Here is a 16,044-nt window from a genome sequence, read left to right on the forward strand (position 1 = left end):
GCTTCAACGACAAGCTGGCGCAGGCGGGCCAGGGCAAGCTGCCGCCGCATCCGTGCCGGTTCACGGTACTGGAAGGCCGCGACGGCAAGACCTACGTCATGCGCATGCGGTCGGACATGCTGGCCAAAGGCCTGCAGGGCGAACCGGCCAAGCTCATGGCCTTCATCGGCAACGACGAGGACACCATCCTAAAGGGGTTCACCGAGTAGGCCGGCTTGCAGAGCTGAAAAAGGCGCCTGCGGGCGCCTTTTTCGTGCCCGGCCGACGGGCTCAGGCGGTCCGCGAATAACGCGGACCGGACTCCGCGGGTTGCTTCAGGTAGGCATCGAAGCACATGGCGATGTTGCGCAGGAACAGGCGACCGAGTTCGGTGACCAGGACGTAATTGGCCTCGACGATGACGAAGCCGTCCTCGGCGAGCGGCTTCAGGTCCGCCAGGGCATCGGCGAAATAGCTGTCGAAGTCGATGCCCCAGGTGGCCGAGAAGGCGGCCTTGTCGAGTTCCAGGTCGCACATCACCTTGGTGATGGCGTCACGCCGGATCTGGTCGTCGCGGGTCAGGCGCAGGCCACGCTCGACCGGCAGGCGGCCGTCGGCCACCAGTTCCTGGTAGCGTTTGACGTTCTTCTCGTTCTGCACGTAGGTGTCCGGCGTCTGGCTGATGCTGGAGGCGCCGAAAGCGTAGATGTCGCAGTTCTTGTGCGTGGTATAGCCCTGGAAGTTGCGCCACAGGGTCTTCTGGTTCTGCGCCCGGACGATCTCGTCGTCCGGCTTGGCGAAGTGGTCGAGGCCGATGTTGACGTAACCCGCCGCGCCCAGGCGATCGTGGATGAGCTGCTGCAGGTCCAGACGGGTGGCGAATCCGGGCAAATCCTTCTCCAGGATCAGCTTCTGGTGCTTCTTCATCCAGGGCACGTGGGCGTAGGAGAACACCGCCAGGCGATCCGGCGACCAGGCCGTCACCTTGTCCAGGGTGCGCGCGAAACTCTCCACCGACTGGTGCGGCAGGCCGACGATGAGGTCCATGTTGATGCTGGCGAAGCCCAACTCGCGCGCCCAGCCGTAGACCTCCTTGATCATGCCTTCGGGCTGGACCCGGTTGACCGCCTTCTGGACCCGGTCGTCGAGGTCCTGGACCCCGATCGAGAGCCGGTTGAAGCCGGTATCGCGCAGGGCCGCCAGGTGTTCCCGGGTCAGCTCGCGCGGATCCGTCTCGCAGCCCATCTCGGCATCCTCGGCGATGTTGAAGCGGTTGCGGATCATGCCCATCAGGCGCCGGATGTCCTGGGGCCGCAGATAGGTCGGCGTACCGCCGCCGAAGTGCAGCTGCCTGACCAGCCGGGAGGGATCGGCGAGGGTCGCCACCTGGGCCATCTCCCGGTCCAGGAAGTCGAGGTACTGGTAGGCCTTGTTGTAGTCACCCGTGGCGACCATGTTGCAGCCGCAGTAATAGCAGAGCGTGTCGCAGAACGGGATGTGGAAATACAGCGACAGGCCGCGCGCGGGGTCCTGGGAGGCAGCCAGTTCGGCACGCCAGTCGGATTCCGTGAAGCCTTCGTGGAAGTACGGCGCGGTCGGGTACGAGGTATAGCGCGGGCCGGGCTTGCTGTACTTTTCCAGCAGCGAGGTAAGGGTGGTCATAGGAAACTGCCGATCGGAAACTGATCGGATTGTAGGCAGCCGGATCGGCAATAGGCAAGGCGACTGCGGCGTTGCGGGAATGCCCTTACTGGCGGCAGGAATATAACCAAAGTATAAGTTTTTCTGGACAGTCATATTTTTTTTGGCATAATGAAATCTACCTCCCTGACCGCCGCAATGGCGGTTTTCTACACGGCACTGGAGTTCCAGTGCCGTTTTTTTCGCCCATTTTTTGCCGGCTGGCAGGGCGTCCGCAAACGCCGGATAATCCCCCGGGTTTCCCGAGGGGCAGGCATGTCCGATATTCCCAGCGAGATATTCAAGGCGTACGACATCCGCGGCATCGTCGGCCGGACGCTGACGCCGGTGATCGTCGAATCGCTCGGCCGCGCCGTCGCCAGCGAGGCCCTGGCACGCGGCGGCAAGACGATCGTCGTCGGCCGCGACGGCCGCCTGTCCGGCCCGGAACTCAGCGCCGCCCTGGTTGCCGGCATCCGCGCCGCCGGGGCCGATGTCGTCGATCTCGGCCCCGTGACCACCCCGATGGCCTATTTCGCCGCCCACCACCTGGGCACGCATTGCGCGGCCGTCGTCACCGGCTCCCACAATCCGCCCGACTACAACGGCCTCAAGGTGGTCCTGGCCGGGGAAACGCTGTCCGGCGACGCGATCCAGGCGTTGCGCCGGCGCGTCGAGTCTGGCGACCTCGCACACGGGGACGGCGGCTACCGTCGGCACGACATCTTCCCCGACTACGTCGCCCGCATCGCCGGCGACGTCAAGCCGGCGCGGACCCTGAAGATCGTCATCGACGCCGGCAACGGCATCGCCGGGGCCTACGCACCGCCCCTCTTCCGGGCCTTGGGCTGCCAGGTCGAGGAGATGTACTGCGAGGTGGACGGCCGCTTCCCGAACCATCATCCGGACCCTTCCGTGCCGGACAACCTCGCCGACCTGATCGCCCGCCTGCAGGACAGCGACGCCGAGATCGGCCTCGCCTTCGACGGCGACGGCGACCGCCTGGGCGTGGTCGCCAAGGACGGCACCATCGTCTATCCGGACCGTCAGTTGATGCTGTACGCCGCCGACGTGCTTGCCCGCAACCCCGGCGCCACGGTGATCTTCGACGTCAAGTCGACCGGCAACCTGTACGACTGGATCCGTGGCCACGGCGGCGTGCCGATGCTCTGGAAGACCGGCCACTCGCTGATCAAGGCACGCATGCGGGAGACCGGGGCCCTGCTGGCCGGCGAGGTGAGCGGCCACATTTTCTTCAAGGAGCGCTGGTACGGCTTCGACGACGGCCTCTACGCGGGCGCCCGCCTGCTCGAATACCTGTCGAAACAGGCCGATATCGACGCCACCCTGGGCGGCCTGCCGGACGGCGTGAACACCCCCGAGTTGCACATCAAGATGCGGGAGGGCGAACCGCACCGCCTGATCGCGCGCCTGCAGGACACTGCACGCTTCGACGGCGCCCGCGAGATCATCGCCCTGGATGGCCTGCGGGTCGAGTATCCCGATGGCTTCGGCCTGATGCGCGCCTCCAACACCACACCGGTCGTCGTCCTGCGCTTCGAGGCCAACGACGACGCGGCCCTGGCACGCATCCAGGAGCAGTTCCGGCGCGTGCTCCTGGCCGCCGCACCGGAACTCCGCCTGCCCTATTGAGATGGACTGCTGGCTCTACCGCGACTCCCACTGGCAGGCCATCGAGCCGGACAGCCTGGCCGGCGAGCTCGCCCGGCCGGGCAGCTTCGCCTGGCTGGAACTGCAGAGCGACGAATTCAGGGACCTGGAACGCCTGGGCCGGGCCATGGACTTTCACGAACTGGCCCTGGAGGACGCGATCTCGGCACACCAGCGGCCGAAGATCGAGGAATATCCCAACGACCACCTGTTCCTGGCCATCCGTACCGCCCTGGAGTGGCAGGAACAGGTCGAATACGGCGAGACCGACGTGTTCCTCGGCCGGCAATACCTGATCGCCGTCCGGCACGGCCACGGCCCTGGTTACGGCCGCGCCCTGGCCCGCCTGAAGGGCGGCCGCTTCGCGCCCTCGGCGGGTAGCGCCCTGTATTGCCTGCTCGACCTGATCGTGGACGCCTACCGGCCGGTCGCCGACCGCCTGCGCAGCCGCTACGACCAATACGAATCGACGCTGCTGGAGACCGAGCAGGCCGAAGGCAACCTGCCCCACATCTATGCCCTCAAGCGCCAGACCCTGTTGCTGTCGCAGACCCTGGAGCCGATGGCCGATATGGTCCACGAACTCATCCGCATGCACCCAGACGTGGTCGACAAGGGTCTGAAGGCCTATTTCCGCGACGTCCAGGATCACCTGACCCGCCTGAACCGGGAAATGTTCCAGATGCGCGAAATGCTCTCCGACGCCATGCACGTCACCCTGGCCACCCTGTCCCTGCGCCAGAACGAGTCGGTCCAGAAGCTGGCCGGCTGGGGCGCAATCCTGGCCGTGCCCACCCTGGTATTCAGCCTCTACGGCATGAACTTCCATGTCATGCCCGAATTGGCGTTGCCTTGGGGCTACCCCGCGGTCCTGCTGCTCACCGGCGCGGTCTGCTACGGCCTCTACCGCCATCTCAAGAGGCGCGGCTGGATTTGAGGGCCGGGGCCAGCCACGCGTATCATTCTGTTTTTCTTCGATCCGGACCGACCATGGCACCCCTAGTAGGCGTCATCATGGGCAGCGTGAGCGACTGGGAGACCATGCGCCAGGCCGCCGCCCTCCTCGACGAATTGGGCATCCCGTACGAAAAGCGCGTGGTGTCCGCCCACCGTACCCCGGACCTGCTGTTCGAATACGCCGAGCGCGCCGCCGAGCGTGGCCTGAAGTGCATCATCGCCGGGGCCGGCGGTGCCGCCCACCTGCCCGGCATGGTCGCCGCCAAGACCCACCTGCCGGTCCTGGGCGTCCCGGTACAATCGCGCGCCCTGAAGGGCATCGATTCCCTGCTTTCCATCGTCCAGATGCCCAAAGGCGTGCCCGTGGCCACCTTCGCGATCGGCGAAGCGGGTGCCGCCAACACCGCCCTGTTCGCTGCCGCCCTGCTCGCCAACGAGTTCCCCGACATCCGCGAGCGCCTGGTCGCCTTCCGCAAGAAACAGACCGAGAGCGTCCTGGCCATGACGCTGCCGGAGGCATGATGCTGCTGCCCGGTGCCACGCTCGGCGTCCTCGGGGGCGGCCAACTCGGCCGCATGTTCACCCTCGCGGCCCGGGTCATGGGCTACAAGGTGGTGGTGCTCGACCCCGACGTCCAGTCGCCGGCCGGCCAAGTCGCCGACATCCACCTCAAGGCCGCCTACACCGACGCCGCCGCCCTGCTGCACATGGGTAACCTGTGCGACGCGGTGACCACGGAATTCGAGAACGTCCCGGCCGACAGCCTGGAGATGCTGGCCAAGCACTGTTTCGTCGCGCCCTCCCCGGCCGCCGTCGCCGTGGCCCAGGACCGTCTCCTGGAGAAGAGCCGCGCCCGCGAATTCGGCTGCGACACGGCGCCCTTCGCCAACATCGAGGACGAAGGCGAACTGGTCGCCGCCTGGGCACGCATCGATGGCCCGGCCCTGCTCAAGACCCGCCGGTTCGGCTACGACGGCAAGGGCCAGGCGCGGGTCGACGACCTGGACAGCCTGGTCGCCGCATTCGACCACCTGGGCCGCGTGCCGTGCCTGCTGGAAGGACGCCTGGACCTCAAACAGGAAGTGTCCGTCGTCCTGGCCCGCAACGCGCGCGGCGACATCGCCTTCTTCCCGGTTGCCGAGAACCGGCATCGGCACGGCATCCTCGACATCAGCGTCGTACCGGCCCAGGTGCCCGAGGAATTGGCAGCGCGGGCACGCGACATGGCCGGCCACATCGCCGCCGGGCTCGACTACGTCGGGGTCATGGCGGTCGAGTTCTTCGTCCTCGCCGACGGCCGCATCGTGTTCAACGAAATGGCGCCACGGCCGCACAACAGCGGCCATTACACACTGGACGCCTGCGCCACCGACCAGTTCCAGCAGCAGGTCCGGGCCCTGGCCGGCCTCCCTCTGGGCGACAGCCGGCTGCTCACTCCCGTGGTCATGGTCAACATACTGGGCGACATCTGGCGCCCGGAGCCGGCCTGGGACCGCCTGCTCGCCCATCCCGGGGTGCAGTTGCATCTGTACGGCAAGGCCGAGGCCCGGCCCGGCCGCAAAATGGGCCATTACAACTGCCTGGCGAGCAGCGTCGACGCGGCGATCGCCCTGGCGCAGACGACCCGGGCCGAACTCGGCATCGGCGGCTGAATACCCCTTCCATCGGCGCCGGCTTGCGTACGCAAGCGGTTGATCTATAGAATTAAATTGAATACCGGAGGAAACGGGCGCCTGCCCTGTCCTCCGGCACCGATCAAGTAACCCAACGAGGAGCGGCCTCATGGAAATCACCACCAGCATGAATTCAAGCCAGGCCATGGCCGCGGCCGCCTATGCCAGCCAGCAGCAAGCCGTTTCGCGTTCGCGCGACGGTGACCGCGACACGGAGACCGCCGACCCGAACCGGGCCACGGAAACGCGCCGCAGCACGCAGGTCAGCCTGAGCAGCGCCGCGCTGCAGTTGAACGCCCAGGCGACGACGCCGACCACCAGCACGACCGCGGTCAACCCTACCAATGCCGGCGCCAGCGCGAACAACAACCCGCAGCAGAACGCCACGCCGGAGGCGGCCCGAGCCGCCAGCGCGAGTACCGTAGCCCAGGCCATCAACGCCTACCGGAGCACGTCACAGCTGTATTGACTGACAGCACGCCATGGACCTGAGCATCCCCAGCAACGTCGCCTACTCTCCACAGGCTCAGGTTGTGAGCCAGGTGGGTGGTGCACGTACCAGCCAGGGGACGCTCGATGCCACCGACGCCAACGCCAGCCGGCAGCGGCAACCGACCGATACCCGGGAAACCGGCCGCCAGAACGCGGCGCGGGCGGCCAACGATACTGCCCGGACGGCCACGGAGACCGAAGTGGCCCGGAGCCGTGGCTACGAGTTCGACTACGAGGAAAGCCGGCGTGTCGTGAAGGTGAACGACAGCAAGGGCGTGCTCATCTATCAGGTGCCGTCGAAAGGCCGCCTCGCCCTGATCGAAGCGGAGGACAAGGCGGCGTCGAACGCCCAGGCCCTGCGCTTAATCGCCTGAGCCCTGACGGGCCGGCGCGTCCACCCCCAACAGCTGCATCACCGCCACCTTGCCCTTGCGGTCCAGGGTGCGGACCCGCACGGGCAAGCCGGCACGCGCGGTGTCGAGCCAGACGTCCAGGCTGCCTTCACCGGCCTTCTCTCCGCGCACGTGCAGCGCATCGACCGGCGTTCCTGCCACCTCGACGGTTTCCCGGCCCAGGACCCGGAACGTGAAGTCGTTGAACTTGCGACCGTTGGTCACGCCGAGTTGAAAGTCCGGCTCCCCTTCGCGCGCCGTCATGGCCAGGTGGAAAGGAAAGCTGAGCAGGTCCTGCGCCTGCTCCGTCAAGCCGATGCTGGGCCGGTCCTCCAGAGTCAGCCGCTTCTGGCTCCAGTTGAAGCGGGCGACGTCCTGTTTGCGTTCATTGCGCTGCAGGTGATACTGGGTCGGATGCAGGCCGGCTCCGTCCAGGGCCCCCTCGCTGACCTGGACGATGCGGCCGCTGATGAACAGCGACGCCAGCCCGGTGGCCTCCAGGGTGCTGACGAGCGTGTAGTGGCCGTCCCGGCTTTGCCAGATGTAGGTGGCGCGACCGGCGACGAAACCGCTGCTGCCCTCGCCGGTCTGTACGCTGTAACGGGCGACGAAGGCATCGGCCAGGTTGCGCACGGCCGCGCGAATCGGGCGCGCAGGCCCGTCGCCGGTGTCCGGGGCCTCCGCCTGGGCCGGGGCGGTTTCGGCCGGGGCGGCCGCCTGGGCCGGCGCGGCGTCCGCCAGGGTTGCCGCAGGCGGCGCCTCGGGGAGGCTCTCGGAGGCCGGAGCCGGCTCCGGCACCGGGGCGGGGACGGGCTGTTCGGCCGTCGGCGCCGCTTGCACGCGATGACGCCGGGGCGGTGGCGGCGGCGGAACCGGCTCCAAGGGCGCCAGGCTGGCCTCGATCGGGAAATCCAGTTCGGCACCCGGGGTGAACCCGAACCGCCCGGCGTAGCCGAGCAGCAACAGATGCACCGCCAGGGATAGCGCCACGGCGGCAAGCAAGGTGCGTTTGACCTTGCGCGCCATGCGGGTCAGCCGACGTCCGGCAGCGGCGAAATCAAGGTGGCCGGAACCCCGGCGACGCCGTCCACCCGGACCCGGGCATCGGCACCGACGTGCAGGCGCCCCTCGGCGAACCAGCGTACGGCGAGCGGGAAGATGCGGTGTTCCTGCGCCAGCACCCGGGCCGCCAGGCTGGCCTCGTCGTCGTCCGCGAGGACCGGCACCACGGCCTGGACGATGATCGGCCCGACATCGACTTCCGGCGTGACGAAATGCACCGTGCAACCATGTACCCGAACCCCGGCGGCCAAGGCGCGGGCATGGGTGTGCAGGCCCGGGAAGGCGGGCAGCAGGGCCGGATGGATGTTGATCATGCGGTCCGCGTAACGGCGCACGAAGTCCGTGGTCAGCACCCGCATGAAGCCGGCCAGGATCACCAGGTCCGGGGCATGGCGGTCGATCTCGGCCGCCAGCGCGGCGTCGAACGCGGCGCGGCCGTCATGACCCTTATGGTCGACCACGGCGGTCGCCACGCCCAGTCCGGCGGCGACCGCCAGGCCCTGGGCGTCGGGCCGGTTGCTGATCACGCAGGCGAACTCGACCGGCAAGCCGGCCTTGAGCAGCGCCTCCATGTTGGAGCCGCGCCCGGAGATGAGGACGACCGCCTTCATCAACGGATGATGGTCTGGTGCTCGTCGCCCTGGCGGGCGGCGATCGCGCCCAGCCGGTATACCGTCTCGCCCTGATCGGCGAGGAAGCGCATGGCCGCCTCGGCATCGGCCTCGGCCACCACGACCACCATCCCGATGCCGCAGTTGAAGGTGCGGTGCATCTCGCGCTCGGCCACGTTGCCCTGCTCCATCAGCCACTGGAACACCGGCGGCAGGGTCCAGGCGGCCTTGTCGAGCACGGCCACGGTGGTGTCGGGCAGCACACGCGGGATGTTCTCCAGCAGGCCGCCGCCGGTGATGTGGGCCATGCCCTTGACCGTGAGTTGCTTCATCAGGGCCAGGAGCGGCTTCACGTAGATGCGGGTCGGCTCGAGCAGGACGTGGCCGAGCGGGCGGCCGTTGAAGTCGCCGGCCAGGTCGGCACCCGCCACCTCGACGATCTTGCGGATCAGCGAATAGCCGTTCGAGTGCGGACCGCTCGAGGCCAGGCCGAGGACGGCGTCGCCCGGCTTGATGTCGGCCCCGGAGATCAGCTTGGACTTCTCGGCCACGCCCACCGCGAAACCGGCGAGGTCGTATTCGCCGGCCGGATACATGCCGGGCATCTCGGCGGTCTCGCCGCCGATGAGCGCGCAACCGGACAGTTCGCAGCCGCGCGCGATGCCCGAGACGACCGCTTCGCCGGTATCCACGTCCAGCTTGCCGCAGGCGAAGTAATCGAGGAAGAAAAGCGGCTCGGCACCCTGGACCAGGATGTCGTTGACGCTCATGGCGACCAGGTCCTGGCCGATGGTGTCGTGCTTGTTCAGTTGGAAGGCCAGCTTCAGCTTGGTCCCGACGCCGTCGGTGCCGGAGATAAGGACCGGCTCCTTGTAGCTCTTCGGAAGTTCCATCAGGGCGCCGAAACCACCGATGCCACCCAGCACCTCGGGGCGCATGGTACGGCGTGCATGGGGCTTGATGCGTTCGACCAGGGCATCGCCGGCGTCGATGTCGACGCCCGCATCGCGGTATGAGAGTTGGCTGTTCACGGCTGGATCGGGGCAAATGGGAAGGATGCTATTCTAGCCGAATGGACCTCAACCCTGCTGGCAACCGTTCCCTGCTCTACACGCTGCTCTGCGCGGGCGGCCTGTACCTGCTCTACCTGCTCTCGCCCATCCTCACGCCATTCCTGTTCGCGGCCGCCCTGGCCTATCTGTTCGACCCCCTGGTCGACCGCCTGGAGGCGCGCCGGATCGGCCGCACCTGGGGCACGCTCCTGGTCCTGCTCGGCCTCACCCTGGCCGTGGCCCTGCTGGTCCTGATCCTGACCCCGCTGTTCCAGGCCCAGACCCGCATGCTGATGACCCAGATCCCCAGGCTGGTGGAGTGGGGCCAGGAGGGCCTCCTGCCCTGGCTGCAAAGCCGCCTCGGCATCGACCTGGCGGGTAGCCAGACCGAGATACTCGACTGGCTGAAGGGCCATGCCGGCGAGCTGACCAAGCTCACCGCCTACCTGCCCGCGGTGGGCAACCAGGGCCTGGCCCTGCTCGGCTGGCTGGCCAACCTGCTGCTGATCCCCGTGGTCACCTTCTACCTGCTGCGCGACTGGGACCGCCTGGTCGCCGGCACCGGCCGTCTGGTGCCGAGCGCCATGCGCGCCCAGGTGGCGGAGGTGGCCCGCGAGGTCGATGCCGTGCTGTCCGAGTTCGCGCGCGGCCAGATCTCGGTGATCCTGCTGATGGCCCTGTTCTACAGCCTGGCGCTCTGGCTGGCCGGCCTCGACTACGCCCTGGCGGTGGGCATGGTGGCCGGCATCCTGGTCTTCGTGCCCTACTTGGGCGTGGTGGTCGGGGTCCTGCTCGGCACCCTTGCCGGCTTGGTCCAGGGCGGCGACCTGGCCACCCTGCTGCCGGTATGGGTCGTCTTCGGCCTCGGCCAATTGCTCGAGGGCATGCTCCTGACGCCCTGGCTGGTCGGCGACCGGGTCGGCCTGCATCCGGTCGCGGTGATCTTCGCCCTGATGGCCTTCGGCCAGTTGTTCGGCTTCTTCGGCGTCCTGCTCGCCATCCCGGCCTCGGCCGCCCTCCTGGTCGCCTTCCGCCACCTCAAGGCCCACCTCGACCCGGACTGAAGCGGTGGCCGAACCGCTCATCCTGTTCGGCGCCTTCGACCGCCACAACCTGGGCGACATCCTGCTCGGCCACATTGCCGCGGCCGAGGCGGCACCGCGTCCGGCCATCCATGCCGGCCTGGCCGGGCGCGACCTGACCGTCTGGGGCGGCCACCGGGTACGGCCCCTGCCCGCCCTGGCGCAGGACTGGGGCGAGCGGCCGGCCGACCTGCTCCACGTCGGCGGCGAACTGCTCACCTGTTCGGCCTACGAGGCGGCCGTGATGCTGCAGACCGACGCCGACGCCAGGGCGGCCATCGCCCGCTACGACGCCGATCCCGCCGCCCGCTCGAACTGGGCAGCGCGGGAACTCGGCCTGGCCGCCCGGCTGCCTTATCTGGCCGAAAAATCACTGTTCCGCCGCCCGCGCCGTTTCGAGTACCGCGCCGTCGGCGGGGTCGCATTCGACCGCCTGCCGCCGCCGGCGCGTGCCGAGGCGGGCCGGCGCCTGGCCGAGGCCGACCGGGTCTCGGTGCGCGAGCGCACCAGCCTTGGCCATGTCGCCGGGCTCGGCATCGCGGCGGAGCTGGAAGCCGACCCGGTCGGCCGGGTGGCGGCCCTGTTCGGCACCGACATCCGCCGGCATGCCGGCCAAGGCGCGCCCGCCGCCGTGCGGGCCGCTTTTCCGGCCGGCTACCTGGCCGTGCAATGCGCCGCCGAATGCGGCGACGATGCCGGCCTGGACCGGCTGGCCGCCCACCTCGACGGCCTGGCCCCGGCCGGCATCGTCCTGTTCCGGGCCGGCGCGGCACCCTGGCACGACGACCTCGACGTCTACCGGCGCCTGGCCGGCAAACTGCCGGAGCGGCCGTTGCGCCTATTCGAATCGCTGAACGTCTGGGATGTCTGCGCCCTGCTGGCCGGCGCCGAGGCCTACTGCGGCAGCAGCCTGCACGGCGGCATCGTGGCGCGTGCCTTCGGCGTCACGGTACTGCCGTTTCCGCTTGCGGAACGCGCCGAGAAACAGGCGGCCTACTGGCGCACCTGGGCCTGAATTCAGTCGTCCACGCGGCGAAAGTCGCCCTCGATGACGTCGTCGTTGGCGGCGGCACCGCGCGGCCGCCGGATCGGCTCCGGCACCGGCGGCCGGAAACCGGCCCAGACCAGCAGGATCAGGGCGATGGCGTCGCTGATCGGGCCCGGGAAGATCAGCATCACCCCGGCCAGGAAGCGCAGGCCGCTGGCCTTGAGTGCCTCGAAAGGATTGCCGCCGCCCATCATGGTCGCCGCCATGACCGGCATGAAGGCGGCCCGTTCCAGGGCGATCAGGGCCGCCCCGGCGGCGACGTCGAGCAGCAGCCAGACCAGGGTCCAGATGCCCACGGCGTCCCAGATGCGGACGATGCCGATGATTTCCAGGACCGGGAAGGCCAAAGCTATAATCGGCCAGAATCTGGCCAGCGAATTGTTCATGCAAACACCCTCGGCGTTGATCGTCTTCACCACGTTGCCCGACCCGGACTCCGCCCGGGCACTGGCGCGCAGGCTGGTCGAGACGCGCGTGGCGGCCTGCGTGAACGTGATGTCGCCCTGCCAGTCCATCTATCGTTGGCAGGACAAGTTGAACGAAGATGGGGAGATTCCCGTCATTATCAAGACCTGCGCCGAAAACTACGACCGGCTCGAGGCCCTGGTGCGGGAAAGCCACCCCTATGAGCTGCCCGAACTGGTAGCCATAGACATAACGCGCGGCCTGCCGGGCTACCTGGCCTGGATCGCCGCCGAGACGATGGAGCCCAAATGATACGTATCGCCCTGCTAGCCCTGCTGGTCTTGGCCTCGCCCTGGCTGAAGGCGGCCGAGGACGACCTGCTGGAACCGGAGAAGGCCTTCCTGTTCTCGGCGGCGATGGTCGACGACAAGACCGTGGAGGCGCGCTTCAAGGTCGCCGACGGTTATTACCTGTACCGCAGCAAGCTCAAGTTCGCCGCCGAAGCGGCCCAGCTCGGCCAGGCGCAGTTCCCGGCCGGCAAGATCAAGGAGGACGAGTTCTTCGGCCGGGTCGAGATCTATCCGGGCGATTTCCGCGTCCGCATCCCGCTGGCCAAGGCCACCCCGGGCAAGTCGTTCACGCTCAAGGCCGAATACCAGGGCTGTGCCGCCGTCGGCGTCTGCTATCCGCCGCTCGACTCCACGATCACCCTGAACGTGCCGGCCACGGCCGCCGCCGCGGCCAAGGCGGAACCGTCCGGCCTGCCCGCCGCGGCCCAGGACCCGGGCCTGATCCAGCGCCTGAAGCAGATGTCGGGCGGCTATCCGGGCAGCCAGGCGAACGCCGATTTCCTGCCCCCCGACGAAGCCTTCCAACTGCGCCTGGCACCCGGACCGGACGGCACCCTGCGGGCCAGCTTCACCATCGCCCCGGGCCACTACCTGTACCGCGACAAGATCAAGCTGGCCCTGCAGGCTCCGGCCGGCGTCAACTTGGCGGCCCCGCAGCTGCCCGCCGCCGAGGAGAAGGACGATCCCAACTTCGGCCGCATGTACATCTACCACCACTCGTTCACCGCAGCCGCCAAGCTCAACGGCCTGCCGGCCGGTGGCGCCACGCTGGTGGTCAACGCCAGCTACCAGGGCTGCAGCGAGAAGGGCATCTGCTACCCGCCCATCGACAAGACCATCACCCTGCCGGTGATGCCCAGTGCCGGCGCCAGCCCCGAGCCGGCCGCCGAACCGGCCGCCCAGGCGCCGGCCCCCGCGGCCGCCCAGACCGGCCCCGCGGCCCCCGCCGCGGACGCGGCGACGGCGCCGGCCGCCTCGGAGACCGACAAGGTGGCGGCCCTGCTGCAGGGCGGCAACTTCTGGCTGGTGGTGGTCAGCTTCTTCGGCTTCGGCCTGCTCCTGGCCCTGACCCCGTGCGTGTTCCCGATGATCCCCATCCTGTCCGGCATCATCGTCGGCCAGGGCCACCAGGTGACCAAGCGCAAGGGCTTCATGCTCTCCGTGGCCTACGTGCTCGGCATGGCCATCACCTACGCGCTGGCCGGGGTGGCCGCCGGCATGTCCGGCACCCTGATCTCCAATGCCCTGCAGAACCCGTGGGCGCTCGGCACCGGGGCGGCCATCTTCGTCGCCCTGGCCTTCTCCATGTTCGGCTTCTACGACCTGCAGCTGCCCAGCTTCCTGCAAAGCCGCTTCACCGAGGCCAGCAACCGCATCAAGGGCGGCAACATGGTCGGGGTGTTCGTGATGGGCGCCCTGTCGGCCCTGATCGTCGGCCCCTGCGTGGCCGCCCCGCTGGCCGGCGCCCTGCTCTACATCAGCCAGACCAGCAACGTCGTCCTGGGTGGCATCTCGCTGTTCTCCCTGGCCCTCGGCATGGGCGTGCCGCTCCTCCTGGTCGGCCTCTCGGCCGGCGCCCTGCTGCCGCGCGCGGGCGGCTGGATGGAGGCGGTGAAGAAATTCTTCGGCGTCCTGCTCCTGGCCGTGGCCATCTGGCTGGTCGCGCCGCTGCTCTCCGAACTGGTGCAGATGCTGGCCTGGGCCGCGCTGCTGATCATCTCCGGCGTCTACCTGCGCGCCGTCGACCCGCTGGTGCCGCACGCCGGCGGCTGGCAGCGCTTCTGGAAGGGCGTCGGCATCATCACCCTGGTCGCCGGCATGGCCCTGCTGCTCGGGGCGCTGGGCGGCGGCCGCGACCTGCTGCAACCGCTCTCGGTCTACAAGGGCGGCGTCGCCGGCGCGGCGCAACCGGCCGCGGCCCTGACCTTCAAGCGGGTGGCCAGCACGGCGGAACTGGACCAGGCGGTGCAAGCCGCCCAGGGACGCTACGTCATGCTCGACTTCTATGCCGACTGGTGCACCTCGTGCAAGGAGATGGAGCACCTCACCTTCGCCGACCCGCGCGTCCAGGCGCGCCTGAAGGACGCCGTCCTGCTGCAGGCCGACGTCACTGGCAACCGGGCCGAGGACAAGGCCCTGCTCAAGCGTTTCAGCCTGTTCGGGCCGCCCGGGATCATCTTCTTCGACCAGAACGGCCGCGAGGTCGCCTACCGGGTGGTCGGCTACGAGCCGCCCGAGAAGTTCCTCGCCAGCCTGGACAAGGCCGCGCCCTGACTTGAAACACCCCGTCGCCACCGCCGTCGCGGCCGCCCTGGCGCTCGGCCTCGTCAGTACCGGCGCCCTGCGCCTGGCCCTGCCGCCGCCGCCGGCGCCGAGCAGCGTCGAGGCCGTCGAGATCGGCGCCGTCTGGGCCGCGGCCCTGCCCGACCTGGGCGGCCGCAGCCAGCCGCTCGCCCAATGGCGCGGCAAGGTGCTGGTACTGAACTTCTGGGCGCCCTGGTGCCCGCCCTGCCGGCGGGAGATTCCGGGCTTCATCCGCCTGCAGCAGGCCTACGGCAGCCGTGGCCTGCAGTTCGTCGGCGTCGCCCTCGACACCCCGGACAAGGTGGCCGCCTATGCCGACGCCGCCGGCATCCCGTACCCGCTCCTGCTCGGCGACGAGGCCGCCGCGAGCCTGGCGCGCGCCGCCGGCAACCACCTGGGCGGCCTGCCCTACACCGTGGTCTTCGACCGCCGCGGCAACGCCGTCGCCAGCCATACCGGCGCCCTGGCCGAAGAGCGCCTGGAAGACCTGGTCAAGCCCCTGCTATGAATGCCGAAGTCGCCCGCCCCTCCCGCGCGATGATCGGCGCAGTCGGCCGCGCGGCCGGCGACTACGGCATGATCCGGGATGGCGACCGCGTCCTGCTCGGGCTCTCGGGCGGCAAGGACAGCCTGTCCCTGCTGCACGTCCTGCTCAATCTGCAGAAGCGCGCCCCGGTCAAATTCGAGCTGGCCGCCTGCACGGTGGACCCGCAGTCGCCGGAATTCGACCCCTCGCCGCTCAAGCCCTACATGGCTGAGCTGGGCGTCCCGTATTTCTACGAGAGCCAGCCCATCGTCGAGGAGGCGGACCGGCACATGCAGGGCGATTCGTTCTGCGCCTATTGTTCCCGGATGCGGCGGGGCATCCTGTACCGGACGGCGCGCGAGCACGGCTACAACGTCCTCGCCCTGGCCCAGCACCTGGACGACCTGGCCGAGACCTTCATGATGTCGGCCTTCTTCGGCGGCAAGCTGCGCACCATGAAGGTCCATTACCTGAACGACGCCGGCGACATCCGGGTGATCCGGCCGCTCTGCTACGTGCGCGAACGCCAGACCCGCGACTTCGCGCTCAGCGCCGGCCTGCCGGTGATCGCCGAGAACTGCCCGGCCTGCTTCGCCAAGCCGATGCAGCGTTACCAGATGAAGCTCCTGCTGGCCGAGCAGGAACGCCAGCACAAGATACTGTTCGCCAACCTGCTCACCGCCATGCGCCCGCTCATGGGCGAGATGCAGCGCGGCGACCGCGCCTGAACCCGCCCGGGTCCGCCGGGCGCGTTGCTATC

The 16,044-nt window shown here is 68.8% G+C and carries 18 protein-coding genes; 13 read left to right on the forward strand and 5 right to left on the reverse strand.

Going from position 1 to position 16,044, the window contains the following annotated elements; all coding sequences use genetic code 11:
- A partial coding sequence (locus EZJ19_RS15750) for a DUF302 domain-containing protein (protein ID WP_165873450.1) occupies positions 1–209 on the forward strand: 209 nt, incomplete at its 5' end.
- A 61-nt stretch (positions 210–270) separates the two neighbouring features.
- On the opposite strand, the gene hemN is transcribed toward EZJ19_RS15750, so the two are convergent.
- On the reverse strand, positions 271–1,641 hold the full coding sequence (hemN, locus tag EZJ19_RS03815; protein WP_131444972.1) for an oxygen-independent coproporphyrinogen III oxidase: 1,371 nt from the start codon (positions 1,639–1,641) through the stop codon (positions 271–273).
- A 294-nt stretch (positions 1,642–1,935) separates the two neighbouring features.
- Between hemN and EZJ19_RS03820 the strand changes: the two genes are divergently transcribed.
- The 6 genes from EZJ19_RS03820 to EZJ19_RS03845 all read left to right on the forward strand — a co-directional run bounded on the left by EZJ19_RS03820 (position 1,936) and on the right by EZJ19_RS03845 (position 6,826).
- Entirely contained in the window at positions 1,936–3,312 is a 1,377-nt protein-coding gene (locus tag EZJ19_RS03820) for a phosphomannomutase/phosphoglucomutase (RefSeq protein WP_131444973.1), read from the forward strand.
- Between the two features lies 1 nt (position 3,313).
- Positions 3,314–4,267 (forward strand): magnesium and cobalt transport protein CorA, encoded by a 954-nt coding sequence (locus EZJ19_RS03825; RefSeq protein ID WP_131444974.1) that lies wholly within the window; start codon positions 3,314–3,316, stop codon positions 4,265–4,267.
- Positions 4,268–4,320: 53 nt separating this feature from the next.
- Entirely contained in the window at positions 4,321–4,809 is a 489-nt protein-coding gene (gene purE, locus EZJ19_RS03830) for a 5-(carboxyamino)imidazole ribonucleotide mutase (RefSeq protein ID WP_131444975.1), read from the forward strand.
- Entirely contained in the window at positions 4,809–5,939 is a 1,131-nt protein-coding gene (locus EZJ19_RS03835; RefSeq protein WP_131445123.1) for a 5-(carboxyamino)imidazole ribonucleotide synthase, read from the forward strand. The genes purE and EZJ19_RS03835 overlap by 1 nt, the downstream gene beginning before the upstream one ends.
- A 130-nt stretch (positions 5,940–6,069) precedes the next feature.
- A complete protein-coding gene (locus EZJ19_RS03840) occupies positions 6,070–6,429 on the forward strand; it encodes a hypothetical protein (protein ID WP_131444976.1) in 360 nt (119 codons plus the stop codon).
- Between the two features lie 13 nt (positions 6,430–6,442).
- Positions 6,443–6,826 (forward strand): hypothetical protein, encoded by a 384-nt coding sequence (locus tag EZJ19_RS03845; RefSeq protein WP_131444977.1) that lies wholly within the window; start codon positions 6,443–6,445, stop codon positions 6,824–6,826.
- On the opposite strand, the gene EZJ19_RS03850 is transcribed toward EZJ19_RS03845, so the two are convergent.
- The 3 genes from EZJ19_RS03850 to purM are packed head-to-tail and all read right to left on the reverse strand — an operon-like array spanning position 6,815 to position 9,548.
- Complete coding sequence (locus EZJ19_RS03850; RefSeq protein ID WP_131444978.1) at positions 6,815–7,870, reverse strand: DUF3108 domain-containing protein; 1,056 nt, start codon at positions 7,868–7,870, stop codon at positions 6,815–6,817. The two genes, EZJ19_RS03845 and EZJ19_RS03850, sit on opposite strands and share 12 nt — an antisense overlap.
- Before the next feature lie 5 nt (positions 7,871–7,875).
- On the reverse strand, positions 7,876–8,520 hold the full coding sequence (gene purN / locus EZJ19_RS03855; RefSeq protein WP_131444979.1) for a phosphoribosylglycinamide formyltransferase: 645 nt from the start codon (positions 8,518–8,520) through the stop codon (positions 7,876–7,878).
- Positions 8,517–9,548 carry a phosphoribosylformylglycinamidine cyclo-ligase gene (gene purM / locus EZJ19_RS03860; RefSeq protein ID WP_206199308.1) on the reverse strand — a complete coding sequence of 344 codons (1,032 nt, stop codon included), beginning with the start codon at positions 9,546–9,548 and terminating at the stop codon, positions 8,517–8,519. Before purM ends, purN begins: the two co-directional genes overlap by 4 nt.
- Before the next feature lie 41 nt (positions 9,549–9,589).
- On the opposite strand from purM, the gene EZJ19_RS03865 reads away from it, so the two are divergent.
- Both EZJ19_RS03865 and EZJ19_RS03870 read left to right on the forward strand, forming a co-directional pair.
- On the forward strand, positions 9,590–10,633 hold the full coding sequence (locus tag EZJ19_RS03865) for an AI-2E family transporter (protein ID WP_131444981.1): 1,044 nt from the start codon (positions 9,590–9,592) through the stop codon (positions 10,631–10,633).
- A 4-nt stretch (positions 10,634–10,637) separates the two neighbouring features.
- Entirely contained in the window at positions 10,638–11,666 is a 1,029-nt protein-coding gene (locus tag EZJ19_RS03870) for a polysaccharide pyruvyl transferase family protein (RefSeq protein ID WP_131444982.1), read from the forward strand.
- A gap of 2 nt (positions 11,667–11,668) precedes the next feature.
- On the opposite strand, the gene EZJ19_RS03875 is transcribed toward EZJ19_RS03870, so the two are convergent.
- Entirely contained in the window at positions 11,669–12,085 is a 417-nt protein-coding gene (locus EZJ19_RS03875) for an FxsA family protein (protein ID WP_131444983.1), read from the reverse strand.
- Between EZJ19_RS03875 and cutA the strand changes: the two genes are divergently transcribed.
- From cutA to EZJ19_RS03895, 4 genes are read left to right on the forward strand one after another with little or no spacing between them, the layout of a single operon-like run.
- A complete protein-coding gene (cutA, locus tag EZJ19_RS03880) occupies positions 12,084–12,416 on the forward strand; it encodes a divalent-cation tolerance protein CutA (protein ID WP_131444984.1) in 333 nt (110 codons plus the stop codon). The two genes, EZJ19_RS03875 and cutA, sit on opposite strands and share 2 nt — an antisense overlap.
- Entirely contained in the window at positions 12,413–14,728 is a 2,316-nt protein-coding gene (locus EZJ19_RS03885) for a protein-disulfide reductase DsbD (RefSeq protein ID WP_131444985.1), read from the forward strand. The genes cutA and EZJ19_RS03885 overlap by 4 nt, the downstream gene beginning before the upstream one ends.
- A gap of 1 nt (position 14,729) precedes the next feature.
- On the forward strand, positions 14,730–15,266 hold the full coding sequence (locus tag EZJ19_RS03890; RefSeq protein ID WP_131444986.1) for a TlpA family protein disulfide reductase: 537 nt from the start codon (positions 14,730–14,732) through the stop codon (positions 15,264–15,266).
- Positions 15,263–16,012 carry a tRNA 2-thiocytidine biosynthesis TtcA family protein gene (locus EZJ19_RS03895; protein WP_131444987.1) on the forward strand — a complete coding sequence of 250 codons (750 nt, stop codon included), beginning with the start codon at positions 15,263–15,265 and terminating at the stop codon, positions 16,010–16,012. The genes EZJ19_RS03890 and EZJ19_RS03895 overlap by 4 nt, the downstream gene beginning before the upstream one ends.
- Positions 16,013–16,044 lie beyond the last annotated feature (32 nt).

This window comes from Parasulfuritortus cantonensis (genome assembly GCF_004337445.1).
GTDB lineage: Bacteria > Pseudomonadota > Gammaproteobacteria > Burkholderiales > Thiobacillaceae > Parasulfuritortus > Parasulfuritortus cantonensis.